The sequence below is a fragment of the Streptomyces doebereineriae genome (genome assembly GCF_031845645.1).
In the GTDB taxonomy this organism is placed as follows: domain Bacteria; phylum Actinomycetota; class Actinomycetes; order Streptomycetales; family Streptomycetaceae; genus Streptomyces; species Streptomyces canus.
In genome coordinates this window covers 81437-106199 of the sequence record NZ_JAVREZ010000023.1, presented here as the reverse complement: position 1 = coordinate 106199, position 24763 = coordinate 81437, and the positions used below count along the sequence as shown (strand labels likewise).

Annotated in this window: 24 protein-coding genes and 1 pseudogene; 16 read left to right on the top strand and 9 right to left on the bottom strand. The window is 71.4% G+C overall.

The genetic code is table 11. The features are described from left to right. Window positions 1-69: 69 nt before the first annotated feature. Window positions 70-2112 carry an MDR family MFS transporter gene (locus tag RNB18_RS42975; protein ID WP_311719566.1) on the bottom strand — a complete coding sequence of 681 codons (2043 nt, stop codon included), beginning with the start codon at window positions 2110-2112 and terminating at the stop codon, window positions 70-72. A 158-nt stretch (window positions 2113-2270) separates the two neighbouring features. Here RNB18_RS42975 and RNB18_RS42970 point away from each other — a divergent pair, with 158 nt between their 5' ends. Further along, window positions 2271-3212 (top strand): peptidoglycan-binding domain-containing protein, encoded by a 942-nt coding sequence (locus RNB18_RS42970; protein WP_311719565.1) that lies wholly within the window; start codon window positions 2271-2273, stop codon window positions 3210-3212. A gap of 49 nt (window positions 3213-3261) precedes the next feature. Here the strand turns inward: RNB18_RS42970 and RNB18_RS42965 are convergent, their stop codons facing one another. Together RNB18_RS42965 and RNB18_RS42960 are read right to left on the bottom strand one after the other, a co-directional pair. Then, window positions 3262-3930 carry an HAD-IA family hydrolase gene (locus RNB18_RS42965; protein ID WP_311719564.1) on the bottom strand — a complete coding sequence of 223 codons (669 nt, stop codon included), beginning with the start codon at window positions 3928-3930 and terminating at the stop codon, window positions 3262-3264. Window positions 3931-4086: 156 nt separating this feature from the next. Continuing rightward, window positions 4087-4668 carry a TMEM165/GDT1 family protein gene (locus RNB18_RS42960; protein ID WP_311719563.1) on the bottom strand — a complete coding sequence of 194 codons (582 nt, stop codon included), beginning with the start codon at window positions 4666-4668 and terminating at the stop codon, window positions 4087-4089. A 345-nt stretch (window positions 4669-5013) separates the two neighbouring features. Here RNB18_RS42960 and RNB18_RS42955 point away from each other — a divergent pair, with 345 nt between their 5' ends. From RNB18_RS42955 to RNB18_RS42935, 5 genes and pseudogenes are all read left to right on the top strand, one after another. Next, entirely contained in the window at window positions 5014-5658 is a 645-nt protein-coding gene (locus RNB18_RS42955; RefSeq protein WP_311719562.1) for an HNH endonuclease family protein, read from the top strand. Between the two features lie 71 nt (window positions 5659-5729). Next, window positions 5730-7409: an alkaline phosphatase D family protein gene (locus tag RNB18_RS42950; protein ID WP_311719561.1), complete on the top strand. Its 1680-nt coding sequence runs from the start codon at window positions 5730-5732 to the stop codon at window positions 7407-7409. A gap of 188 nt (window positions 7410-7597) precedes the next feature. Further along, a pseudogene (locus RNB18_RS42945) lies at window positions 7598-9525 on the top strand (FAD/NAD(P)-binding protein). Between the two features lie 87 nt (window positions 9526-9612). After that, on the top strand, window positions 9613-10062 hold the full coding sequence (locus RNB18_RS42940; RefSeq protein WP_311719560.1) for a DoxX family protein: 450 nt from the start codon (window positions 9613-9615) through the stop codon (window positions 10060-10062). 235 nt (window positions 10063-10297) lie between these two features. Beyond that, window positions 10298-10861 carry a DedA family protein gene (locus RNB18_RS42935; RefSeq protein ID WP_394817765.1) on the top strand — a complete coding sequence of 188 codons (564 nt, stop codon included), beginning with the start codon at window positions 10298-10300 and terminating at the stop codon, window positions 10859-10861. Window positions 10862-10909: 48 nt separating this feature from the next. Here the strand turns inward: RNB18_RS42935 and RNB18_RS42930 are convergent, their stop codons facing one another. After that, entirely contained in the window at window positions 10910-11803 is an 894-nt protein-coding gene (locus tag RNB18_RS42930) for a helix-turn-helix transcriptional regulator (protein ID WP_311719557.1), read from the bottom strand. Window positions 11804-12018: 215 nt separating this feature from the next. Between RNB18_RS42930 and RNB18_RS42925 the strand changes: the two genes are divergently transcribed. Genes RNB18_RS42925 through RNB18_RS42915 form a run of 3 tightly spaced genes read left to right on the top strand, consistent with a single transcriptional unit; the run spans window position 12019 to window position 14964 of the window. Continuing rightward, on the top strand, window positions 12019-12996 hold the full coding sequence (locus RNB18_RS42925; RefSeq protein ID WP_266381799.1) for an aldo/keto reductase: 978 nt from the start codon (window positions 12019-12021) through the stop codon (window positions 12994-12996). A gap of 47 nt (window positions 12997-13043) precedes the next feature. Then, window positions 13044-14072, top strand: a complete 1029-nt coding sequence (locus RNB18_RS42920) for a zinc-binding dehydrogenase (protein ID WP_311719556.1) — start codon at window positions 13044-13046, stop codon at window positions 14070-14072. 40 nt (window positions 14073-14112) lie between these two features. Continuing rightward, the gene (locus RNB18_RS42915; protein WP_311719555.1) at window positions 14113-14964 is read left to right on the top strand and encodes an aldo/keto reductase; all 852 of its coding nucleotides are present in this window, start codon (window positions 14113-14115) and stop codon (window positions 14962-14964) included. Between the two features lie 133 nt (window positions 14965-15097). Here RNB18_RS42915 and RNB18_RS42910 read toward each other — a convergent pair whose 3' ends face one another. After that, on the bottom strand, window positions 15098-15328 hold the full coding sequence (locus RNB18_RS42910; protein ID WP_057615221.1) for a DUF2277 domain-containing protein: 231 nt from the start codon (window positions 15326-15328) through the stop codon (window positions 15098-15100). Between the two features lie 117 nt (window positions 15329-15445). Here RNB18_RS42910 and RNB18_RS42905 point away from each other — a divergent pair, with 117 nt between their 5' ends. Then, the gene (locus tag RNB18_RS42905; RefSeq protein WP_311719554.1) at window positions 15446-16360 is read left to right on the top strand and encodes a ketopantoate reductase family protein; all 915 of its coding nucleotides are present in this window, start codon (window positions 15446-15448) and stop codon (window positions 16358-16360) included. Between the two features lie 43 nt (window positions 16361-16403). Here the strand turns inward: RNB18_RS42905 and RNB18_RS42900 are convergent, their stop codons facing one another. Beyond that, complete coding sequence (locus RNB18_RS42900; protein ID WP_311719553.1) at window positions 16404-16916, bottom strand: GNAT family N-acetyltransferase; 513 nt, start codon at window positions 16914-16916, stop codon at window positions 16404-16406. A gap of 154 nt (window positions 16917-17070) precedes the next feature. On the opposite strand from RNB18_RS42900, the gene RNB18_RS42895 reads away from it, so the two are divergent. Continuing rightward, window positions 17071-18057, top strand: a complete 987-nt coding sequence (locus RNB18_RS42895) for an alpha/beta fold hydrolase (protein ID WP_311719552.1) — start codon at window positions 17071-17073, stop codon at window positions 18055-18057. Here the strand turns inward: RNB18_RS42895 and RNB18_RS42890 are convergent. After that, window positions 18015-18629, bottom strand: coding sequence for a dihydrofolate reductase family protein (locus RNB18_RS42890; RefSeq protein ID WP_311719551.1), 615 nt, complete (start codon window positions 18627-18629; stop codon window positions 18015-18017). The genes RNB18_RS42895 and RNB18_RS42890 overlap by 43 nt on opposite strands. Window positions 18630-18688: 59 nt before the next feature. After that, window positions 18689-19885: an MFS transporter gene (locus tag RNB18_RS42885; RefSeq protein WP_311719550.1), complete on the bottom strand. Its 1197-nt coding sequence runs from the start codon at window positions 19883-19885 to the stop codon at window positions 18689-18691. Between the two features lie 131 nt (window positions 19886-20016). Here RNB18_RS42885 and RNB18_RS42880 point away from each other — a divergent pair, with 131 nt between their 5' ends. From RNB18_RS42880 to RNB18_RS42870, 3 genes are all read left to right on the top strand, one after another. Beyond that, window positions 20017-20772 carry a hypothetical protein gene (locus tag RNB18_RS42880; RefSeq protein ID WP_311719549.1) on the top strand — a complete coding sequence of 252 codons (756 nt, stop codon included), beginning with the start codon at window positions 20017-20019 and terminating at the stop codon, window positions 20770-20772. Window positions 20773-20805: 33 nt separating this feature from the next. Further along, complete coding sequence (locus RNB18_RS42875; RefSeq protein ID WP_311719547.1) at window positions 20806-21354, top strand: YciI family protein; 549 nt, start codon at window positions 20806-20808, stop codon at window positions 21352-21354. 61 nt (window positions 21355-21415) lie between these two features. Beyond that, the gene (locus tag RNB18_RS42870) at window positions 21416-22381 is read left to right on the top strand and encodes a YihY/virulence factor BrkB family protein (protein ID WP_311719546.1); all 966 of its coding nucleotides are present in this window, start codon (window positions 21416-21418) and stop codon (window positions 22379-22381) included. Window positions 22382-22402: 21 nt separating this feature from the next. Here RNB18_RS42870 and RNB18_RS42865 read toward each other — a convergent pair whose 3' ends face one another. Further along, a complete protein-coding gene (locus tag RNB18_RS42865) occupies window positions 22403-22828 on the bottom strand; it encodes a DUF6003 family protein (protein ID WP_311719545.1) in 426 nt (141 codons plus the stop codon). 225 nt (window positions 22829-23053) lie between these two features. On the opposite strand from RNB18_RS42865, the gene RNB18_RS42860 reads away from it, so the two are divergent. Together RNB18_RS42860 and RNB18_RS42855 are read left to right on the top strand one after the other, a co-directional pair. After that, entirely contained in the window at window positions 23054-24370 is a 1317-nt protein-coding gene (locus RNB18_RS42860; protein WP_311719544.1) for an MFS transporter, read from the top strand. A gap of 51 nt (window positions 24371-24421) precedes the next feature. Then, window positions 24422-24760 (top strand): hypothetical protein, encoded by a 339-nt coding sequence (locus RNB18_RS42855; protein ID WP_311719543.1) that lies wholly within the window; start codon window positions 24422-24424, stop codon window positions 24758-24760. Window positions 24761-24763 lie beyond the last annotated feature (3 nt).

Genomic DNA, 24763 nt, shown 5'->3' with positions numbered 1-24763 from the left:
AACGGTTTGTTCAAACCGTCTCCGCATGTGTGGAGGCGGCAATCGCGCCATGACCTGGGAGGTACCTCATCACAACCGGGCCGCGGGCCCCTCATGCGGCTGTTCCCGGTCGGAGCCGCACAACTCGTCGTTGAGATCCTTCACCAGCTGGGCGAGATCAGTGGGCCGATCGGGCCCCCACCAGTCCCCCAGCAACTCCCCCAACGACGCCTCCCGGGCCGCCGCGAGCCGCGCGGCGACCTCCTGGCCCGGCTCGGTGAGCAGCAGATCAAGACCCTGCCGTGACGCCAGCCCCCGCCCCTCCACCTGCCGCGCCGCCTCGATGATCGCGCTCAGCGGCACGGACGTGCGCTCGGCGAGCAGCGCCGGCTCCACCCACCCGTACTTCCGCATCCTCAGCACCAGCCAACTCGACGCGGGCAACAGGTCGTACCCGGCCCGCGTGGTGATGTCCCGGTAGACCTCCCGCCGCCCCTCCCGGGTCCCCAGCACCGACAACGCCCGGCACACCTCGTCGTACGAGGACCGCTCCACGGGATTGCTGGCCAGCGTCTCCGTGACGTCGGGTGCCGTGACCGACCCCCGCAGCCGGTCCTCCTTGAGGAACCACGCGAGCACGAACCCGAGAAACGCGACGGGGGCGGCGTAGAGGAAGACATCGGTGATCGACGAGGCGTACGCGTGCAGCGCCTCGGGCCGCACCGAGCCCGGCAGCTCCGCGAGCCCCCGGGAGTCGGCCTCGAGCCCCGAGACCGAGACTCCAGGTGGCAGTTGAGCACCCCGCAGGGCCTCGGCCAGCTTGTCCCCGAGGCGGTTCGCGAAGACGGTCCCGAAGATGGCCACCCCGAAAGACGCCCCGATGGACCGGAAGAAGGTCGCGCCGGACGTGGCGACGCCGAGGTCCTCGTACGACACGGCGTTCTGCACGATCAGCACGAGTACCTGCATGACCAGCCCGAGCCCCAGCCCGAACACGCAGAAGTAGACGCTCATCACCCAGGTGGAACTGGTCTCGTCGAGCCGGTGCAGGAGCAGCAGCCCGAGCGTGGTGACCGCGGTCCCGGCCACCGGGAACACCTTCCACCGGCCGGTACGGCTGACGATCTGCCCCGAAACGGTCGAGGACAGCAGCAGCCCGAACACCATGGGCAGCATGTGGACACCGGACATGGTCGGCGAGACTCCCTGCACCACCTGGAGGAAGGTGGGCAGATAGGTCATGGCCCCGAACATCGCGAACCCGACGATGAAGCTGATGACGGCGGACAGGGTGAAGGTCCGCACCCGGAACAGCTTCAGGGGCAGCACGGGCTCGGCGGCCCGCCGCTCGACCCCCACGAACGCGACCGCCAGCAACACCCCCAGCACCGCGAGCCCGACGATCTGGGGCGACCCCCACGCCCAGGTGTTCCCGCCCAGCGAGGCCACCAGCACCAGGCAGGTGGCGACGGCGGCGATGAGAAAGGTCCCCAGGTAGTCGATGACGTGTTTCGTCGACTTGCGGGGAATCCGCAGCACCACGGCGATCACGGCCAGCGCGACCACGCCCACCGGAAGGTTGACGTAGAACACCCACCGCCAGCTCAGATGCTCGGTGAACAACCCGCCCAGCAACGGCCCGAGCACGCTCGTCGCTCCGAACACCGCCCCGAACAGCCCCTGATAGCGCCCCCGTTCACGCGGCGGAACGAGATCGCCGACGATCGCCATCGACAACACCATCAACCCGCCGCCGCCCAGCCCCTGCAGGGCCCGGAACGCGATCAACTGGGGCATGTCCTGGGCCATGCCGCACAGGGCGGACCCGATCAGGAAAATCACGATCGCGGTCTGGAACAACCGCTTGCGCCCGTACTGGTCCCCGAGCTTGCCCCACAGTGGCGTGGCGGCCGTGGACGCCAGCAGATACGCGGTCACCACCCACGACAGGTGCTCCATGCCGCCGAGATCGCTGACGATCGTGGGCAGCGCGGTGGACACGATCGTCTGGTCCAGCGCGGCGAGCAGCATCCCGAGCAGCAGGGCCCCGATCGAGACGAGGACGTTGCCGGAGACGTGTTGTTCTTGTTCGTCTCTCACATTCCCCGTCATACCGTGCGGGTGCGCGGCCATGAAGACCTCCTGTGGCTCTCGTTACGTCCATCGTGATCGGTGTGACCGGTTATGGCCTGTTGAGTCCTGTTGGAAGCCGGTATTCCGGGGGCTTCCGAAAGTCGGCTGTGGAGGGGTTCTGCATAATCGCTGGAGTTTGTGAGGGGAGGGACGAACACATGGCGGAGTCGAACGGCCATCTGTGCCCGGAGTGCGGGGCACCGAGAGGGACCGACAACACCCCGTCCTGCGGGTGCACCCAGCGCGCGTCGGACGCACTGCGGGACGCACGTACGGCGGAGGCGGCCGCGGCGGAGGACTTCGATCCGCTGCGCATACGGCCGTACGTGGAGTTGGACGAAGAGACCGCACCGGTGCCGAAGGTGCCCGCGCCGGACGTCACGATGCCGCTGCGCGTGCCGGCACCGCCGACCGTCCCGAGCCGCACCGATCTGAACCTGTTCGAGGTGGAGGCCGACTCCTCCGCACCCGTCCGGACCACCGACGGGCCGCCCCGCCGCACCCGACGCCGCACCGTCCTCCTCGCCACCTCCGGGGCGGTCGTGACGGTGGCCGCCGCGGCAGCCTTCGCCGGCGGGGTGTTCACGTACGAGTCGCCGGTGCGGGACGAGGCGGCACGGGGGGACGTACGGCCGGCGGTCCCGGATGCGACGACGACCGCGGCGTCGGCGTCCCCGTCCACGGCCGCGGCGTCCGTACGGCCGTCCTCCGCACCCCAGTCCGCCACGGCGAGCGCGAGCCCGTCGGCCTCCCCGTCCCCGTCGAGGTCCAGCGCCTCGCCCAGCCCGTCGCTGTCCGCCGAGCCCTCGGCGACCCCGACGGCCTCCGCCGCGACGGATTCGGCGGCCGGGTCCGACGCGACACGCGAGGTGGCTCCGCAGGTTCTGCGGCGCGGGTCCGAGGGGCCGGAGGTCGTCGAGCTCGAGCTGCGGCTCACCCAGATCGGGCTGTACGCGCGCAAGGCGAGCGGGCACTACAACGAGGGGGTCGAGGACGCGGTCTCCGCGTATCAGTGGCAGCGGGGGCTTCAGGTGGCGGAGCACGGGGTGTACGACCTGGTGACCCGGCAGCGGCTGGAGTCGGAGACGAGAGAGCCGTAGGCCGTGCTTCGGGTGCAGGCCCTGCGGGGCCCGACGGAGGGAACGGGATTTACCCGACGGAGAGCCGAATCGCGCCGTCCTCTCCGGCCTCGATCCGCACCCGCGTCAGATCCTCCACGACCACATCCGGCCCGTGCACCGCGGCTCGCGCCCCGACTCCCACGACCCTCATCCCGGCCGCCTTACCGGCGGCGATTCCCGCCCCGGAGTCCTCGAAGACGATGCAGTCGGCGGGCGCGACACCCAGCTCCGCCGCTCCCTTCAGGAAGCCCTCGGGGTCCGGCTTGCTCGCCCCCACGGACTCGGCGGTGACACGGACATCGGGCAGCCCCAGCCCCGCGGCCGCCATCCGGGCCGTGGACAGCGGGACGTCGGCCGAGGTCACCAGCGCGTGAGGCAGGTCCCGCAGGGCGGCCAGGAACGCGGGCGCCCCCGGTATCGCCACGACACCGTCCATGTCGGCGGTCTCCTCCGCGAGCATGCGCGCGTTGTCCGCGTGGTTCTGCTCCATGGGCCGGTCGGGCAGCAGGATCGCCATCGACGCGTGCCCCTGGCGGCCGTGGACGACCTTCATGACCTCGTCGGCGTCCAGCCCCTGGCGTTCGGCCCAGCGGCGCCAGATGCGCTCCACGACGGCGTCGGAGTTGACGAGGGTGCCGTCCATGTCGAGCAGGAGGGCGCGGGCGGTGAGCACGGTGGGGGCGGCGGTGGCCGTCATCGGCAGCTCCAAGCACAGACGGAAGAGACAAGGTGGCCCCGCCCGCCGGTCAGGGAAAACGAGCGGGAGCCACTTTGTTTCCCCACGGTACAAAATCGGGCCGGTTCCCGCCACCATCTCCGGAAACCGCCCGTAACAGTTCACTCACCGTTCAGCTCATCCGGTCACGGCCTCCCACAGGCTCCAGAGCCCGAGCGCCAGCATCAGCAGCGCCGCGACCTTGGTGATGAGTTTGAGCGGGACCCGCTTCATCAGGGCCTTACCGCCGACGATGCCGAGGCCGGCCACCGCCCACAGCGCGAGCACCGCGCCGAGGCCGACGGAGAGCGGGTCGTCGTAACGGGCCGCGAGGTTCGCCGTCATGATCTGGGTCAGGTCCCCGAACTCGGCGACCAGGATGAGCATGAACCCGGCCCCGGCGACCTTCCAGAACGACTGGTCCTCGGGCCTGCGGATCTCCTCGTCGCCGTCGTCCTTCTTCAGCAGCAGGACGGCCGCGCCGCCGAGGAAGAGCACGCCCGTCAGCGCCTGCACGATCTGCTGCGGCAGCAGGGTCAGCACGCTGCCGGCCGCCACGGCGAGCGCGACATGCAGCGCGAAGGCGGCGGCGACGCCCGCGAAGACGTAGGAGGCGCGGTAACGGGTGCCGAGGACGAGGCCGGCGAGCGCGGTCTTGTCCGGCAGTTCGGCGAGGAAGACGACGCCGAAGACCACGGCCGTCACGGTGAAGCTGATCAAGGGTCCTCAATCGGTCGGGGCTGCCCCACCGAGAGTGTTCCTGCGAAACGACGCCTCGGCACGGCAGCACACAGTCAGTGCACTACTGGCCGAAGGTCTCGCTGGCGGGCCGCACGCGACCTGCCTCCGGGCGCCGGCTCAGACGAGCTGAGCAGTATGTCGACGGTCCGGCGAAGAGCTACTCCCCTTCAACGCCATCCATCGTACGTGATCGTTTCGCCGTAAACCTTGTCGTGTCATGTACGCGTCACTAACTTCTTACCGAACGCACACCTCCCCGCAACGCGGAGCCGCGAGCATTCCCACGCTCGCGCTCCACCACCCCCGTCCCCCAAGGGAGTTCGCATGCCGAAGTTCTACGCGCGTCGACGGCTCAGCATACTCGGGGCACTCACCGCCCTCATAGCCTCCGTCGCGGTTCTCAACGGCCCGACCGCCTCCGCCGCCCTCCCCACCCCGGTCAGCGCGGCCACCGCCCGCACCTACCTCGCCTCGCTCACCGTGGCCACCGAGAGCCGCACCGGCTACGACCGCGACCTGTTCCCCACCTGGATCACGATCAGCGGCACCTGCAACACCCGTGAGTACATCCTCAAGCGGGACGGTTCGAACGTCGTCACCAACTCCGCCTGCACCGCCACCAGCGGCAGCTGGTACTCCCCGTACGACGGCGCCACCTGGACCGCCGCCTCCGACCTCGACATCGACCACCTGGTCCCGCTCGCCGAGGCCTGGGACTCCGGCGCGAGCGCCTGGACCACCGCCCAGCGCCAGGGCTTCGCCAACGACGTCACCCGCCCGCAGCTCATCGCCGTCACGGACAACGTGAACCAGTCCAAGAGCGACCAGGACCCGGCAGAGTGGATGCCGTCGGTCACCTCGTACCGCTGCACCTACGTCCGCGCCTGGGTCCAGGTGAAGTACTACTACGACCTCTCCGTCGACTCGGCGGAGAAGAGCGCGCTCACGAGCTACCTCGCCAACTGCTGACGATTCCGTAACGGAACCTCCCCGCGGACCTCCGCCGTTCCGTACCGTACGGGGCGACGGAGGAGGATCACGTGGCCGAACTGCGGCTGGGACCACTGCTCAGGTACGTCGACGGCTCGTCCGCGACCGTGTGGGTCGAGACGAGCCGTCCGTGCGCCGCCGAGGTGCGCTGCTCGGACGGCACCGGCGGTGCGGCCCCCACCTTCCAGATCGCGGGCCACTACTACGCCCTCGTCCCGGTCGACGGCCTGACTCCGGGCACCGAGCGGTCGTACGAGGTGTTCCTGGACGGCACGCGCGTGTGGCCCCTGCCCGACGCCCCCTTTTCAGGGTTTCCGCCGTCCGTCATCCACACGCCCGCCGCCACGGACACCGTCCGCGTCGCCTTCGGCTCCTGCCGCTGGGCCGCGCCCCCGAAGGGCGACAAGGACCCCGTGGGCCCCGACGCCCTGGACACCCTCGCGGCCCGTATCGCCGCCGAGCCGGAGGGCGAACGGCCGGACGTCCTCCTGCTGCTGGGCGACCAGGTCTACGCCGACGAGACCTCACGGGCCACCCAGAGCTGGCTGGCCGCACGCCGCGATCTGAGCGACCCGCCGGGCAACCAGGTGGCGGACTACGAGGAGTACACCCACCTCTACTACGAGTCCTGGCTCGACCCCGAGGTGCGCTGGCTGCTGTCCACCGTGCCCAGCTGCATGATCTTCGACGACCACGACGTCATCGACGACTGGAACACCTCCGCCTCCTGGGTCGAGGACATGCGCGAAGTCTCCTGGTGGCGGGAGCGGCTGCTGAGCGGCCTGATGTCGTACTGGGTCTACCAACACCTGGGCAACCTGCCCCCGGCCGAGCTGGCCGCCGACCCGCTCTACGCCGTCGTACGCCAATCCCCGGACGGCACCGACGAGTTGCGCGCCTTCGCGTGCCGGGCCGAGGCCGACGCGGCCTCCGTGCGCTGGAGTTACCGGCGCGACTTCGGCCGGGTGCGCCTGCTCATGGTGGACTCCCGCGCGGCCCGCGTCCTCGACGAGGAGAACCGCTCGATGCTGGACCCCGGCGAGGCCGAGTGGCTGCGCGGACAGGTACTGGAGGAGCGCGCCTCCTACGACCACCTCCTCATCGGCACCTCGCTGCCCTGGCTGCTGCCGCATCTGGTGCACCATGCCGAGGCGTGGGACGCCGCGCTGTGCCGGGGGGACCGAGGGGCGCGCTGGGCCCGGTTCGGGGAGGATCTGCGGCGGAAGGCGGACCTGGAGCACTGGGCGGCGTTCCCGGAGTCCTTCGCGGCGCTGGCGGACCTGATCGCCGAGGTGGGCTCGGGGCCCGAGGCGCCGGCGACGGTGCTGGTGCTGTCGGGGGACGTGCACCACGCGTACGTGGCCGAGCCGAAGTGGCACTCCGGCGGACCGGAGGCCCGCGTCCTCCAGCTGACCTGCTCCCCCGTCCACAACTCTGTGCCCAGCTATATCCGGTTCGGCTTCCGCTTCGGCTGGAGCGCGACCGCGCGGGCGCTCGGGCGGCTGCTCGCCCGGCACGGCGGCTGTGAGCAACCGCCGGTCTCCTGGCGGCACACGGGCGGCCCGTGGTTCGGCAACCAGCTCATGACGCTGACGCTGAACGGGCGTTCGGCGCGGCTGCGGCTGGACCAGGCGCGGGAGTCGGGCGAGGGGCGGACGCGGCTGGTGACGGTCTCGGAGTCCGAACTCACCGGGGGGAGCGGGCGCGAGGCGTCCAGGCTCGCCCGGTAATCGGCTCATTCCATCCCCTTGCGGCCGTTTGTTGTGCCCGTGGCACGGGTTGCTCGTGATGCATCCCACAGTCCAGGGCCCCGAGGCTCGGCACCCCGTACTCCCGGCGGCATGATGAGGCGGACCGTCCGCTTCCGGTGGAGCTCCACGGCTCCGCCACGCGCCCCACACGCCCGGGAGTTCCGCTCTTGCCCGCACCGACCACGGACCGCGCGCCCGTCTCCGTCGCCCTGGTCGGCGCGGGGCCCCGCGGCACCAGCGTCCTGGAACGCCTCTGCGCCTCCGCCCCCGAACTCCTCCCGCCCGGCGCCCACTTGACGGTCCACGTCATCGACCCGTCCCCACCGGGCCCCGGCCGCGTATGGCGCCCCACCCAGTCCCCGACCTCCTGATGAACACGGTTGCCTCCCAGGTCACCCTGTTCACCGACGAGAGCGTGGACTGCGCGGGGCCGATACGCCGGGGGCCGAGCCTGTACGAGTGGGCGTGCGGGGATTCGCGGCTCGGCCGGGACTCGGTCTCCGATGACCCGCTCGGGCCCGATGACTATCCGAGCCGTGTTCAGTACGGGCGTTATCTGGAGTGGGTGTTCGCCCGGATCGTGCGGCAGGCGCCCGGGGCGGTGAGTGTGGAGGTGCACGCGGCGCGGGCCGTGCGGGTCGATGACGCGGTCGACGGGCAGCAGACGGTGACGCTGGACGACGGGACCGTGCTGTACGGACTGTCGGCCGTGGTCCTCGCCCAGGGGCATCTGCCGGTCGTCGCCGACGCGCCCCAGCGCAGCCACACCGCCCACGCCGAACGCCACGGTCTGCACCACGTCCCGCCCGCGAACCCGGCCGACGTGGACCTGTCCCGCATACGGCCGCACGAGCCGGTGCTGCTGCGCGGCCTGGGCCTGAACTTCTTCGACCACATGGCCCTGCTGACCACCGGCCGCGGTGGCCGTTTCGTCCGCTCGGACGCCGGCGCCCTGCGCTATCTCCCCTCCGGCAACGAGCCGCGCCTGTACGCCGGTTCGCGCCGCGGCATCCCGTACCAGGCCCGCGGCGACAACGCCAAGGGCCCCTACGGCCGCCACCTCCCCCTCGTCCTCACCGACGAGACGATCGCCCGCTTCCGCAAACGTGCCGACTCCGGCGAGGCCCCCGACTTCCTCACGGAGATATGGCCGCTGGTGGCGAAGGAGGTGGAGACGGTCTACTACGAAGCCCTCGTCCAGGACAGGGAGTTCAGGGACCGCTTCCTCGCCACGGACCACCGCAGCCCCGAAGAGGCCGCCGTACTGGACGAGTTCGGCATCCAGCGCGCCGACCGCTGGTCCTGGGACCGCATTTCACGGCCGTACACCGGACAGACCTTCACGGACCCCGGCACCTGGCGGCACTGGCTCCTCGCCCATCTGCGCCAGGACGCCGCCGAGGCCGCGCTCGGCAATGTCGCCGGCCCTCTGAAGGCGGCCCTCGACGTCCTGCGGGACCTGCGCAACGAACTGCGGCAGATCGTCGACCACGGCGGCCTCCCGGGCCCGTCCCGGCGGGACCACCTGGACCGCTGGTACACCCCTCTCAACGCCTTCCTCTCCATCGGCCCGCCCCGCCGCCGCATCGAGGAACTGACCGCCCTGATCGAAGCCGGCACCGTGGATGTGCTGGGCCCTCGCCTGGAGGTCCGCGAGGCGGACGGCACCTGGGTGGCCCGCTCGCCCGAGGTGCCGGGGTCCGCCGTACACGTGACAACCCTCATAGAGGCGCGCCTTCCAGAACCGGATCTGCGGCGTACCGCCGACAACCTCCTCGCGCGGCTGCTGAAGACGGGCCAGTGCCGGCCGCACACCGTCGGCGGTTACGAGACCGGCGGCCTGGACGTCACCCGGCGGCCGTATCGCCTGATCGACCGTCAAGGACAGCCCCACGCAAGGCGGTTCGCCTTCGGTGTGCCCACGGAGGGGGTGCACTGGGTGACCGCGGCGGGCGCCCGGCCAGGGGTGGATTCGGTCACGCTTTCGGACGCCGATGCGGTGGCGAGAGCCGTTCTACGTGCGACGGCGGGCGAAACAGGAGGGACCACAGAGGTAAACGAGTGGCCAAATGTTGAACTTGCAAGCATCGATTAGGGGCACCTACCGTGGATGGCTCACTCGGTTCCATCCCCCTGGGGCGACCCCCCTGTGGGACCGACCCGACCGAAGGAGTCCCCCACAATGACCGGACGCCTGAACAGCGCCCAGCCATACGCCCTCGGCCTCTACCGCATCGTCGTCGGCCTGCTCTTCCTCTGTCACGGCGCCGCTTCCCTCTTCGGTGTCCTCGGCGGTGTCTCGGGCACCGACGGCGGCACCATCGAAGCGGGCACCTGGCCCGGCTGGTACGCGGCCGTGATCCAGCTCGTCGGCGGCGGCCTCGTACTGCTCGGCCTGGGCACGCGCGTCGCCGCGTTCATCGCCGCGGGATCCATGGCGTACGCGTACTTCAAGGTGCACCAGCCCATGGCCCTGTGGCCCATGGAGAACGGCGGCGAGGCCGCAGCGATGTTCAGCTGGGCCTTCCTGCTGCTGGTCTTCACCGGGTCCGGCGCGTTCGGCCTGGACCGGCTGTTCGCGAAGCGCTCGGCCGAGGAGCGGAAGCCGGCGGCGGAGCCCGTGGCCGTCTGAGGCGATCACGTACGGTGCCCTCCCCCACGGACGTGGGGGTGGGCACCGGCGCATTCGGCCCTGCCGCCTCCGGACGCGGCAGCCGGGTGAACATGCCGCACCCATCTCATGAGCCCCCCGTGAATCTCCTGTCCCTGTCCAGGCGTACGCTGTATGGCTGTCTACGGGGGAATCACGGGGAGTCGCAGTGCTGGAGAATCTGGGGTTTTTGACCGGCAGTCCATGGATCTACGCCATGGTCGCGCTGTCGGTGCTCCTCGACGTGTTCGTGCCGTTGCTGCCCAGCGGGGTGCTGGTCATCACGGCCGCGACGGCCGCGGCCGCGGGCAGTGCGGCGACCGGCAGGGTCCCGGACGTGATGGCCCTGATCCTGTGCGCGACGACCGCCTCCGTCCTGGGCGACCTGGCGGCGTACCGCCTCGCCTTCCGGGGCGGTGAGCGCCTCGACCGCGCGATCGCCCGCTCGCGTCGCCTCACCACGGCGCAGGAACGTCTCGGCGACGCGCTTTCCGCGGGCGGCGGGGCCCTGGTGGTCCTCGCCCGCTTCGCCCCCGCCGGCCGCTCGGTGGTCTCCCTCCTCGCCGGCACCGCCCACCGCCGAGCCCGTGACTTCCTCCCCTGGTCCGCCCTCGCGGGCCTGTCCTGGGCCGCGTACAGCGTCGCCCTCGGCTACTTCGGCGCGCACTGGCTGGGGGCGACCTGGCTGGCGACGGGGGTCTCGGTAGCGGCGCTGTTCGGGGCGGGAGCGGGGGCGGCGTATGTGATGCGGCGACGCCCGGAGACGGCGCAGGCGCGATAGCGGCCGACAGCGGCCGGACGTACGTCCATATCCCGTGGGTACCTTCTGTCAGCTCGGCCGAAGCACTGTGGTGTGCGCCGAGGTCGCCGAAGTGGCCATGTCGAGCAGGAGCAGGGCGTCGTGCTCCGGAGTGCCGGGCTCGGCGGTGTAGACGCCGATGCGCTGACCCGGGGTGCCTTCCACGTGCAGTGACTGCGAGGCGAGGGTGACTTTCCCGACCTGCGGGTGCTGGAAGCTCTTCTGCGCGGGCTTGCGGCCGGTGACCTCGTAGCGTTCCCACAGGCCCGCGAAGTCGGGACTTTTCAGAAGCAGTTCGCCGACGAGGTTGGTGAGGTCGGGGGCGTCGGGGGCGGTGCCGGCGACGGCGCGCAGCCGGGCGACGCAGCCGGTGACCTGGCGGTCCCAGTCCGGAAACAGATCACGCGCGGCCGGATGGAGGAAGAGGTAGCGGGCGAGGTTGCGGTGCTTGATCGGCCACTCCTCCAGGCCCGCGTAGAGGGCGAGGCCGCCGGGGTTCCAGGCCAGCATGTCCATGCTGCGGCTGATCACGTAGGCGGGGTTGGGGCGCAGCGACTCCAGCAGCAGCTTCAGGTGGGGGCGCACGGTGCGGCTCGGGGCCGGGGGTGGTTCGGGCGCGTACCGGGCCGCCCGGGCGGCGAGCTCGCGCAGGTGCTGGTGTTCCTGGTCGTCCATGTGCAGGGCGCGGGCGAGGGAGTCGAGGACGGCGGGGCTGGGGCGGGTCTCCTTGCCGCGTTCCAGGCGTACGTAGTAGTCGATGCTGATGCCGGCGAGGGTGGCCAGTTCCTCGCGGCGCAGACCGGGGGTGCGGCGGATGCCGGCGCCGACGGTCAGGCCGACGTGTCCGGGGCTGGTCTGGGTGCGGCGGGCGCGCAGGTAGCGGCCCAGCTCGGCGCCCTCGCTGTGCACGCTCTGGGATGCCATGACTCCAGTCTCACCCGCCGGGCACCGGCTATGCGGGCCGGAGGGGGGCCCTGTCATTACCCCCGAAGAGCCCGCCCTGCCACACCGGAGCGATCCGGGCGAGGGTGAATGAGGAAGACGCCGGCCCCTCGCGCCGCCCGGGCTTGGACCAGCACGACCTGCCGGCCCGGGCGAGGGTGAGAGACCGAATATCACCATGATCGGAAGAGGGCGAGATGCGCTACATCAAGCTGCGTGACCTGGAGGTTTCCCGGATCGGTCTGGGCGCCATGGGCATGTCCCACGGCTACACCGGCTCGGGCACCGATGACGCGGAGTCGATCAGGACCGTGCACCGGGCGCTGGAGCTGGGCGTCACGCTCATCGACACCGCCGAGATCTACGGCCCCTACACCAACGAGGAGCTGCTCGGGCGGGCGCTGAGGGGGCGCCGGGACAAGGTGGTGCTGGCCACCAAGTTCGGCCTGGTCTCGCACGCCGGCGAGGGCGCGTGGAACCTGGACTCCGGCCCGGCGAACATCCGCACCGCGGTCGAGGGCTCCCTCAAGCGGCTGGGCACCGACCACATCGACCTGTACTACCAGCACCGGGTGGACCCGAACACGCCGATCGAGGAGACCGCCGGCGCCGTCAAGGAACTGATCGACCAGGGCAAGGTCCGAGCCTTCGGCCTCTCCGAGGCCGGCCCGGACACGATCCGCCGGGCCCACGCCGTGCAGCCCGTCACCGCGGTGCAGTCCGAGTACTCGCTGTGGACCCGCGGGATCGAGGAGCGCGTCCTGCCGGTCCTGCGGGAGCTGAACATCGGCCTGGTGCCGTTCTCCCCGCTCGGCCGCGGCTTCCTGACCGGCGCCGTCCGCTCCACCGACCAGTTCGACGAGAACGACTTCCGCCGCGACAACCCCCGCTTCAGCGGCGAGAACTTCCAGCGCAACCTGGCGCTCGCCGACGAGGTCAAGGCCCTGGCCGCCGAGGTCGGCGCCACCCCCGCGCAAGTCGCGCTCGCCTGGCTGCTCGCCCAGGGGGACGACATCGCCCCCATCCCCGGCACCAAGCGCGTCAGCCGCGTCGAGGAGAACACCGCCGCGGACGCCGTCACGCTGACCGCCGAACAGCTCGACAAGCTCAGCAGCCTGCCGCCCGCCGCCGGCGACACCCACACCGAGGCCCAGGCGCAGATGCTCGAACGCTGATCACCCGCACCGGCAGGCACGACCCCAGTCTGGAGCAGTAACCCCTCATGCGTGCAGCAGTGATGTACGGAGCCGGCGACGTCCGCGTCGAGGACCGGCCCGACCCGAAGATCGTCCAGCCGGCAGACGCGGTGGTGCGCACGCTGGCCGCGTGTGTGTGCGGCAGTGACCTGTGGCCCTACCAGTCGATGCCCGCCACCGACACCGGCCGGCCCATGGGCCACGAGTTCCTCGGCGTCATCGAGGAGACCGGTGCGGACGTGACCGGCCTGAAGACCGGTGATCTGGTCGTCGCCCCGTTCACCTACAGCGACAACACCTGCGACTACTGCGCCAAGGGCCTGCACATCTCGTGCCGCAACGGCGGCAGGTACGGCTTCGACGGCGTGGACGGCGGTCAGGGCGAAGCCGTCCGCGTCCCGTACGCGGACGGCACCCTGGTGAAGCTGCCGGTGGCCGCCGACTCCGCGTTGCTGTCGTCGCTGCTGGCGCTGTCGGACGTGATGACCACCGGTCACCACGGCGCCGTCACCGTCGGCGTCGCCCGCGGGGACGCGGTGCTCGTGGTCGGGGACGGAGCGGTCGGCCTGTGCGCGGTGATCGCCGCCAAGCGGCTCGGCGCCGAGCGGATCGTGCTCGCCGGCCGCCACGAAGCGCGCACCGGCCTGGGCCGCGCGTTCGGCGCCACCGACGTCGTCGGTGAGCGCGGCGAGGAGGGCATCGCCCGTATCCGCGAGCTGACCGGCGGCGTGGACAAGGTCATCGAGGCCGTGGGCACCCGCCAGGCCTTCGACACCGCGCTCGGCGCGGTCCTGGACGGCGGCACGATCAGCCGCCTGGGCGTTCCCCAGTACGAGCAGGGACCGCTCGGCCCGGCCGAGTTCATGCGCAACATCACCCTGACCGGCGGCGCCAGCCCCGCCCGCGCCCATATCCCGGAACTGCTGCCCGACGTCCTGGACGGCACCATCACCCCCGGCCGCGTCTTCGACGAGACCTTCCCCCTCGACCGGACGCCGGACGCCTACCGGGCCATGGCCGGCCGCCAGGTCCTCAAGGCCCTCGTCCGCCCCTGACCACCCACTCCCCGTCCGTACCGCGAAGGACATTCCGCTCATGCAGACCGTCACCCTCAACAACGGCGTCGAGATGCCGCTCCTGGGCTTCGGCGTCTACCAGATCCCCGCCGAGGACACCGAGCGCGCCGTCTCCGAGGCCTTGGCCGCCGGTTACCGCCTGCTGGACACCGCCGCCGCCTACGGCAACGAAGAAGCCGTGGGCCACGCCATCAAGTCCAGCGGCATCGCCCGCGAGGAGCTGTTCGTCACCACCAAGCTGTGGGTGCAGGACGCCCTCGCCGAGGACAACACCAAGCGCGCGTTCGAGACGTCCCTGAACAAGCTGGGCCTGGACTACCTGGACCTGTACCTGATGCACCAGCCCTTCGGCGACGTCTACGGCCAGTGGCGCGCCATGGAGGCGCTCAACCACGAGGGCGCGGCCAAGGCGATCGGGGTCGCCAACTTCTACCCCGACCGGCTGATCGACCTGATCGTCAACAACGAGATCACCCCACAGGTCAACCAGATCGAGACCCACCCCTTCTTCCAGCGCGCCTCCTACCAGGACCTGCTTCGCGAGCACGGGGTGCAGATCCAGTCCTGGGGCGGCTTCGCCGAAGGCAAGAACGACCTTTTCACCAACCCGCTGCTCACCGCGATCGGCAAGGAGTACGGCAAGTCCGTCGCCCAGGTCGTACTGCGCTGGCTCACCCAGCGCGGCGTGGTCGCCATCCCCAAGTCGGTGCGCGCCGAGCGCATGGCCGAGAACTTCGACGTCTTCGACTTCCAGCTCACCGACGAGCAGCTGGCCCGGATCGCCACCCTCGACACCGGCGGTTCCCTGTTCTTCGACCACCGCGACCCCGAGATGGTCACCTGGCTCGCGGGGCGCCGCCTGGACGCCTGATCTGAACCAGAACAGGACTGCGCCACGGCGGGCGTCAGCCCAACTGAACTCTGGCAGGTTCAGGCGAGGCGGCACCCGCCCGGGTGCGAGCACGGCCTACCCCGGCCGGTCCCGCACCCGGCGCCCGCGCAGGTCACCCCGCCTCGCGGCGAGCCGCTCCGCGGACCTCCAGGCCCGCCAGCAACTCCGCCGTGGCCTCCGCGATCACCTCCACGGCCCGTTCGAAGACCTCCTGGTTGTGGGCGGCGGGGGCCCGGAAGCCCGACACCTTGCGCACATACTGAAGCGCGGCGGCCCGGATCTCCTCCTCCGTCGCCTCCTCGGGCAACACGGGCGGACGAAGCGTCTTGATACTGCGGCACATACCGACAGTCTCCCTCCCCGAGCGGATCGGCGCTTCCGTCCGCCCGTTCCGAATGTCATGATCCTCGACGAGGCGGCCACCGGTTCCGGGGCCGACCGACGAGAGGAACAATCCGACATGGCGCACGACTCGGCGCACCAGAAACTCACCGTGGCCGTCCTGGGCCCGGGCGGCACCGGCGGCCTTCTCGCCGCCCTCCTCGCCCGCGCCGGACACCGCGTGATCTGCCTGGCGGGCGACGCCACGGCGACCACCCTGCGCACGGCCGGTCTCCAGGTCCGCAGCGGCACCTTCGGCGACTTCACCGTCCGCGTGGAGGCCGACACCAAACTGCGCGAACCGGTCGACGCCTGCCTGATCGCCGTCAAGCACACCTCCCTGCACTCCGCCCTCGACCGCGTCCCGCCCACCGCCCTGGGCGACGGCCTGGTCGTCCCCCTCCTGAACGGCGTGGAACACCCGGCGACCCTGCGCACCCGCTATCGCCCGGACCGGGTCGCCCCCGCGGTGATCCGCGTCGAGTCGACACGGATCGCGCCGGGTGTCATCGAGCACGGCAGCCCCTTCGCCGAGCTCGACCTGACCGGGGACGGCGTCCCCCGCGAGCGCCTCGACGCACTGGCCTCCGCCCTGGCCGGGGCCGGCCCCGCAAGCCGTGTCCTGGACGACGAGTCGGCCGTCCTGTGGGCCAAGATGTCCTTCCTCGCTCCCTTCGCTCTCCTCACCACGGTGCACGGCCTCCCCCTCGGCGAGGTACGCACCCGCCACCGCGAGGAGCTGACCGCCCTGGTCGAGGAGACCGCCGCGGTCAGCGCGGCCTGCGGCGGCCCCGCCGACCCGGCCCAGGCCCTCGCCCGCTACGACGCCTTCCCACCCCGGACGAAGTCCTCGATGCAGCGCGACGCGGAGGCGGGCCGCCCCCTCGAACTGGACGCGATCGGCGGGGCGTTGCTGCGCGCGGCGGACCGGCACGGGGTGAAGGTGCCCGTCGCGACCCGGGTGGTGGGCGAGTTGGCGGACGCCACCCGCTGACGGCCCATCCCGATCGCCACCGCCCACCCTCACGCGCACCCCCTCAGCCGCCGTCGCCGCCCGTCAGGTCGAACCGCCAGTCGTTCGACGTGAGCCAGTGCCCCTTCGGGTACTCGAACTCGGCCTGTCCTAGCAGCGTGAAGCCCGCCCGGCGACAGACGCTGTTCGACGCGGTGTGCTCCACGCTCGGGAACGCGTGCAGATACCGGTGCTCTCCGGCGGCCCGTGCCTCCTCCACGACGGCGCGGGCCGTCTGCGCGGCCAGTCGCCGTCCCTGGAACTCCGGCAGGATCCCCCACCCGGTCTCCCATATCAGGGAGTCCCGCCACTCACGCTGCCAGAACCCCACCGAGCCCACGGTCTCCCCGCCGTCCGCGAGCGTGACGCGGTACATCCGCCCCGACGACAGCTCGACGTACCGCCGATGCCGTGCGACGAGCTTCTCCTCGCTCTCGGGCCCGCCCAAGTGGTCGGTCATCTCAGGGCTGTTGGTCCGCTCCAGCAGCCAGAAGTCGCCCTCCGCCCAGGGCACCAGCCGCACCTGCTCCGTATCCATGCCAGCCACCTTAGGCGCCAGGTCTGACAACGCCCCCGGCCTGCGGTTTTGCCGAACCGGCAACAGACCTCGCGCCACTCCGCCGTACGTTGCAGGATCGCCGTGAGCCGCAGTCCGTGACCCGTCACCGCACCGCCGTACGCACGGAGGACACATGCCGCACCGCACCCACCGTCTGGTCCCCGGCCCCGCCGGCCGGATCCACCTCGTCGAGCAGGGCAGCGGGCCCCTGGTCCTGCTGCTGCACGGCTTCCCGGAGTCCTGGTACTCGTGGCGCCACCAGCTGCCGGTACTGGCCGCGGCCGGATACCGCGCGGTCGCCGTGGACGTGCGCGGATACGGCCGCTCCTCGAAGCCGGAGGCGGTGGCGGCGTACCGGATGACCGAGCTGGTGGAGGACAACGCGGCCGTGGTGGAGGCACTCGGCGAGCGTTCCGCGGTGGTCGTCGGGCACGACTGGGGCGCGACGATCGCCGCGCACTCGGCGCTGCTCAGGCCGGACGTCTTTCACGCGGTCGCCCTGCTGAGCGTGCCGTACACCCCGCCCGGCGGCCCCCGCCCCAGCGAGGTGTTCGCGCGGCTCGGCGGGGAGGAGGAGTTCTACGTCTCCTACTTCCAGGAGCCCGGCCGGGCCGAGCGCGAGATCGAACCGGACGTCCGCGGCTGGCTGGCCGGTTTCTATGCCGCGCTCTCCGCGGACACCATGCCCACGGCCGACGCCCACCTCATGCCCGCCGACCCCCACTTCGTCGCACCCGGCGGCCGGCTCCGCGACCGCTTCCCCGCCGACCGCCTCCCGGCCTGGCTCACCGAGGACGATCTCGACGTCTACGCGGGCGAGTTCGAGCGCACGGGCCTGACCGGTGCCCTGAACCGCTACCGCGCGATGGACCGGGACTGGAAGGATCTGGCCGCCCACGCGGGCGCGGCGATCCGTCAGCCCTCTCTCTTCCTGGGCGGCACCCTGGACGCCTCCACCACCTGGCTCTCCGACGCCATCGACGCGTTCCCCACCACCCTGCCCGGTCTGCGCGGCGCCCATCTCCTCGACGGCTGCGGACACTGGATCCAGCAGGAACGCCCCGAGGAGGTCGGCCGTCACCTGACCGACTGGCTGGGATCGGTCGTGGCCGGGCGGTAGCGCACGTTCACCGTGGCCGTGCGGTCGCCGCCGTTGAGGAATTCGAGGCGGAGGGGGGCACCGCCGGGGTTGTCGAACAGCCGGATCCCGTCGCCGAGCAGGACGGGCGCGATGTGGAGGTCGATCTCGTCGATCAGTCCGCGTTCGAGGAGCTGGCGGCCGATCGTGGGTGAGAAGACCTCGACGTTCTTGCCGTCGGCGGCCTTCAGCGCGATCCGGACCGCCTCGGCGACGTCACAGCTCAGGAAGGTCACGCCGTCGGCGCTCGGCGCGTCCTCGGGGTGGTGTGTGAGGACGAACACCGCCCCCTGCCACGCACCGCCGTAGATGCCACCGGCGTCGGGAAAGGCGTCCCAGCCGTCCCGGCCGCCCAGCACGGCCCCGGTCGTCCCGGCGTACTCCTCGACGAGACCGGGCCGGAACGAGAACCCCGTCATCCAGTCCATGCCGTGCCCGGGGCCCGCCACGCACCCGTCCAACGACATCGTGAAGTGCCAGAGCACCTTGCCCGCGGCGGTCTGCGGCGCCATGTCCGCCGCCGGCCTCGTGTCCACGTGCTGAGGGTTCTCCATGGCCGGTCCTCTCTCAGGGCGCTCCTCGTCCTCCCTGAGACCGGCCCCGCGCGCGAAAGTCATCGCCGGACCGCCGACTCGCGGTCCTGCCTTGCGGCCGGCCTCGCTCGATGCGCGGCGACGGTCATGACGAGGACGGAAATCAGCACGATGCCGGCGCCGACATAGAGCGGTGCGGTGTAGCCGAGGCCGGCCGTGATCGCGAGGCCTCCGGCCCAGGCGCCCAGCGCGTTGCCGATGTTGGACGCGGACACGTTGGCACTGGCGGCCAGGGCGGCCCCGTGCGCGTAGTCGGTGACGCGGGTGATCATGCCGGGCACACCGGCGAACCCGAAAACTCCCATCAGGAACACCAGCACCACCGACGCCGTGGCGCTGGTGGCGAGCAGCCCGAACACGGCCAGGGTGACGGTGAGACCGGTCAGGGCGAGGACCAGCGCGCGGTCACGGTCGTGGTCGGCGGCCCGCCCGCCGATCAGGTTCCCTACGACCAGGCCGACGCCGTACACCATGAGCAGCCAGGCGACATCCGCCGAGGAGAAGCCGCCGACCTCGGTGAACGTGTAGGCGATATAGCTGAACGCGCCGAACATCCCGCCGTAGCCGAGCGCGGTGGCCACCAGGGTCAGCCAGACCTGCCCGGACCGGAACGCGCCGAGCTGGGCGCGCAGGCCGGTGGGGGCCGCCGATTCCGTCGGCGGGGTCTCTCCGGCCCTCCTCGGCACGAACGCGATGATTCCCGCGAGCGCGAGCAGGCCGATCACGGTGACCGCCCAGAACGCTGCCCGCCAGCCCCAGCGCTCCCCCACCAGCGCGCCGAACGGCACGCCGAGCACGTTCGCGACGGTCAGCCCGGCGAACATGACGGCCACCGCGCGGGACGCGCGCTCGGGGACGACCAGGCTGCGCGCGACCAGGGAGCCGATGCCGAAGAACGAGCCGTGGCACAGCGCCGCGACGATCCGCCCGAGCAGCATCACCGGATAGCTCGGCGCGATCGCGGACAGCAGGTTGCCGAGGACGAACAGGACCACCAGGCCGACCAGGACGTGTTTGCGGGGCAGCCGCGCGGTCGCCGCGGTCAGGGCGATCGCACCGACCGCCACGCTCAACGCGTATCCGGAGATCAGCCGCCCCGCGGCCGCCTCGGACACCGCGAAACTCGCCGCCACCTGGGGCAGCAGCCCCGCGATCAGAAACTCGGTCAGCCCGATCCCGAACCCACCGACGGCCAGCGCGACAAGCCCACTTGGCATCCGCGGCCGTCCGGTCACCGGGCTATGCACGACAATCCTCAAGATCCACCCTCATGAATCGACCCTCGCGTCCCGACCGCGGATCGGTCCATGGACAAAGAACCGACGACGCTTGGACGAAAGCGGGGCCGATGTTCACGGTCGAAGAACGGGACCGCCTCCGGGAGCGGCTGCTCGCGCGCGCGGAGGCCGACGGCAGCATTGTGGGCGCCGCATTCACCGGCTCGTACGCCGTCGGGGAGGGCGACCGCTGGTCGGACACCGACCTGGTCCTGGCCGTGCGCGGCGACCTGACGCCGACGCTGGAGCGGTGGACCGGCTGGCTCTACGACGATCTCGGCGCGCGGCACCACTGGGACCTGCGTGTCGGCGCCGGCGTCATCCGGGTGTTCCTCCTGCCGGGCTGGCTGGAGATCGACCTGACCTTCGCCCCGGAGACCGAGTTCGGCCCGCGGGGCCCGCAGTGGCGGACGGTCTTCGGCCGGTCCCGCCCCCTCGAACCCTTCACTCCCCCGGACGGCGACACCCTGGTCGGTCTCCTGTGGCATCACGCCCTCCACGCGCGCGTGTGCGTCGAGCGCGCCCGCTGGTGGCAGGCCGAGCACTGGATCAGCGCCCTGCGCGAGCACGTGATCACCTTGGCCTGCCTGCGACTCGGCCACCCGGCCGCGCACGCGAAGGGTGCCCACCTGCTCCCCGACGACCTCTCGACCGCGCTGGAGACGACACTCGTCCGCTCGCTCACCGCCGCGGAACTCCACCGTGCCCTGAGCGCCACGGTCGGCGTCGTCACGGCCGAGCTCGAACGTTTCCGTCCCGAACTCGCCACCCGTCTGGCCCCGCTGTTCGCCGAGCTGACGAACACGCCGCCCGCGAAATACCGTTGAGATGAGACCGCCCGTGGACAAGGCTCCCTGTTCATGGAGTTCTTCTGTTACCACCGTGACCGGCCCGGTTCCCTGCCTCTGCGTGAGGAGCTGACGGAAGCGCACTGGTCCTACATGGACCGGTACGCTGCCGAACTGATCGCCCGGGGCCCGACGTTCGCCGCCGACGGTGAGACGCCGACGGGAAGCGTGCACATCGTCGACCTGCCCGATCCGGCGGCGGCCCGCGCGTTCGCGTTCGACGAGCCCAACTATCAGGCGGGCGCTTTCCGGGACGTACTGCTGCGGCGTTGGCGCAACCTGCTGGGCCGCACCATGTGGGACTTCCCCGGCGGCCGGACCGGTGGCGACCGGTATCTGGTGCTCGGTCTCGGCACGGGAGAGGCCGTCGATCTCGCCGTACCGCCCGGCAGGGACGACCTGATCGCCTACGGCCCTCTCCTGTCCGACGACGCCACCGCCTGGCTGGGCACGGCGGCCCTGGTCCGCGCCCCGGACCCGGAACGGGCACGAGCTGTGCTGACCGCGGACCGGTACGCGGCCGTGGAGGTCCACGAGTGGGAGTTCGGCGGACGACGCTGACAACCTGGTTCTCGGGGCAACCGCACAGGGACCAGCCGTCCGAGCAAGGAGCGTCCACGCCATGGGTACCGCCGTCCGCGTCCCGCAGACCAGGGACATGATCGGGGACGAGCTCTCCGGAGACGAGGCCTTCACCGCCCTGCGCCACTACGGCGGGCTGCGGCTGCTGGCCGACTCCTTCGCGCGGTTCCGTTACGCCGACGGCTTCACCAACGCCCGGGCCCTCGCCTTCCAGGTGGTGCTCGGGCTCGTTCCGTGCACCGTGGCGCTGGTCGGCCTTGCCACGTCGGTGCACACGGAGGGCGTGGGACGGATCATCGAGCTCACACTCGGCCGGATCGTGCCGGGCGCGAGCGCCGACATCGTGAAGGACGCCTTCGACGGGACGCGGCGCACCGCGCACGGCGATGTCTGGAGCACGCTCGCCCTGTGGCTCGGCCTGGGCTTCGCGCTGTTGAACCTCGCCTCGGCCATGGGCCAGATCGAACGGGGCGCGAACCGTATCTACGGCATCGAGCGCGACCGGCCCTTCCCGCGCAAGTACGCGCGCGGGCTCGTGCTCGCGCTCGCCGCCGGTCTGCCCCTGGTGCTGGGGTTCGTCGTGTTGGTGGCCGGTGAGGCCGTCGGCGACGCGGTGGCCGAGTCCGCGGGCCGGGACGGTGGCGGGCCGCGCTGGTGGGGTGTGCTCGACCTCCCCGTGGGGCTCGCGCTGGCCTGGGTGGCCTCCGCCGTGATCTTCCGCTGGTCGCCGCGCCGCGTGCAGCCCGGTTACACCTGGCTGGCGTTCGGCTCGGCCGTCCATCTGCTGCTGTGGGTGGCGGCCACCTGGCTGCTCGCCCTGTACGTCGAGGAGAGCGGTGCCTTCGGCGCCGTGTACGGGCCGCTCACCGCCTTCATCGCCCTGCTGCTGTGGGCCAACCTCACCGCTGTCGCGCTCTTCCTCGGCATCGCGTTCGCCGCCCAACTGGAAGCGGCCCGCGCCGGCATCGAGTCGGCCGTCCATCCGGATCCCGGCCCGGGGGTGTGAGGCCGGGCGGCGGTCTCGTCGTCAGCCTTCCGCGGCGGCGGTGACCGTCGCCGGGTCCACACCGGTCAGTTCGACGACGCGGTGCGGCGGCACGCCCGCGGCCAGTGCGCGTCCGATCAGGCCGTCCCGGCCGTCCGCGCAGTCGCGGTAGGCGAGCAGCTCCTCCTCGACCCCGGCGATCGGCTCCGGTGTCAGGTGGTGGCGGAGCCGGCTCAGTTCCTCGTCGTTCAGCGGCACGGGCAGCCGCTCGGCCCCCTCGGGCACGGCGGCGGTCTCCTCCGGTGGCAGCAGACGCAGATGCGGGGAGGTCGCCGTGGTTCCCTGCGCGTCCAGCCACGCGCGCACCGCGGGAGTCTCCATGCACGCGAGATCGCCGACGGCGGCGGGGGGCACGCCGAGTCGCGCGGACGCGTCGTCGAGCAGGAACAGATAGGCGTCGTCGGTCATCCTCGGCTCCTTCGCGACACTGACTCCTCAACCTCCTCAACAGGGGCTGATCGACTCCCATTACCCCGCCTCGCCCGGCTAATGTTCTGCTTCGGCGAGTGACCCAAGAGGAGCGAGGACATGCCCGGTCTTCCGAGCGCGCGTTGACGTCCTAGGCCGTCCGGCCTGTCATCGCGTGCTGCCCCTGACGGTGTGGCACAGCAAGCCTTCGATACGAGGTTCTCCGTGCCGTCCGCTTCCTCCGCCGTGTCCGATTCCGGTCGCCCCGCCCCGTCGAGCCTGTGGCGGGACCGTGACTTCCGTCGCCTCTGGGTGGGCCAGACGGCCTCCCAACTCGGCGAGCACACAAGTCTGTTGGTATTGCCGCTCTTCGCCGTGCTGACGCTCGACGCCAGTGCCGGCCAGCTGGGCGTCCTCCGCGCTGTGGGGCAGGCGCCGATCCTGTTGCTCTCGCTCTTCGCCGGCGCGTGGGTGGACAGCTGGCGGACCCGCACGGTGATGGTGCTGACCGACGCCGGCCGGACCCTTGCACTGGGCGCCGCCGCCCTGGGCGGTCTCCTCGACCTGCTCGGCCTGCCCGCGCTGCTCGTGGTCGCCTTCACCGTGGGCGCTCTGTCCGTGTTCTTCGACGTGGCGTACCAGGCGTCTCTCGTGCGGCTGGTGAGACGCGACCAGCTGGTGCGGGGCAACAGCGCGCTCGAGGGCAGCAGGTCCGCAGCGCAGATCGGCGGTCCCGCCCTCGGCGGTGCGTTGGTGTCCCTGCTGTCGGCGCCGATCGCCGCCGCCTCCGGCGCACTGTTCTTCGCGCTGTCGTTCCTGTCGATCCGGCGGATCCGTCACCGCGAATCGATCCCGGAGCGCTCGGAACATCCCCCTCGCACAGGGCGGCGCATCCATGAGGGCCTCCGTTTCGTCGTCGGCGACACCTCGCTGCGGACCGTGTGCCTGGCCTCGGCCGCCTTCCAGTTCTGCTTCGCGGCCCTGATGACCGTCTATCTGCTCTTCCTGCCGCGGGAGCTGCACCTGTCGGGCACCGAAGTCGGGCTGGCGCTCGCGGCGACGGGGCCGGGCGCGCTCCTGGGCTCGGTGCTGGCCGCCCGGCTGCCGGACCGGTTCGGGTACGGCGTGGTGCTCGTGTCCGCGGCGGCACTCGGCGACGGCGCGTTCCTGTGCGTGCCCGCGCTGCACGGCTCCGCCGCGGTGACGGTTCCGGTGCTTCTCGCGGTCGGCTTCGTGTTCGGGACGGGCGGCCAGTTGGTGAACGTCACGGTCATGGCCGTCCGGCAGACGGCCACCCCGGACCGGATGCAGGGCCGCGTGGCCGCCACGATCACGTTCGTCGGCATGGGCATGACCCCGCTCGGCTCCCTGCTCGGCGGATTCCTCGCGCAGGAGTGGGGGTTGCGCACCAGCCTCCTGGTGACGGCCGCGGGCATGCTGCTGTCGCCCGTGGTGATGGCCCTGTCCCCACTCGCCCGCCTGGGACGGTCGCTCCCAGCATGTGCAGAAGGCGGGAGGGATCGAACGCCCCCGTTCGCATGAACCTCCGGAAGCCACTCGCAACCCAAAATCGAACAGGCGTAGCATTGTGCCGTGGCTACGACCTATGACTTTCCGAGTGACCTCCTCGCCGGTCAGGAGGAGCTGCATCAGGTCCGGGCCGAGCTGTCGGCCCTGCTCAAGCGGCTTCCCTGGTCGGTCGCGCCGCTGGACGGCTTCAGCGACAGCAACGGCTGGCGGAAGGTGGAGCGCCCCGCCTCCCCCGGCTGGACCCCCGACGAACAGGCCGAGGTGGAAAAGCTCCGGCAGCGCGAACACGAACTCGCGGTCTTCGTCACGACCCACCGCTTCTGGACGGACGTGGCGACACCGGAGCGCGTGGACGCCCGCACCAGGCTGAAGCACGCGTCCCGCAGGCCGGAAACCGGCTGAACG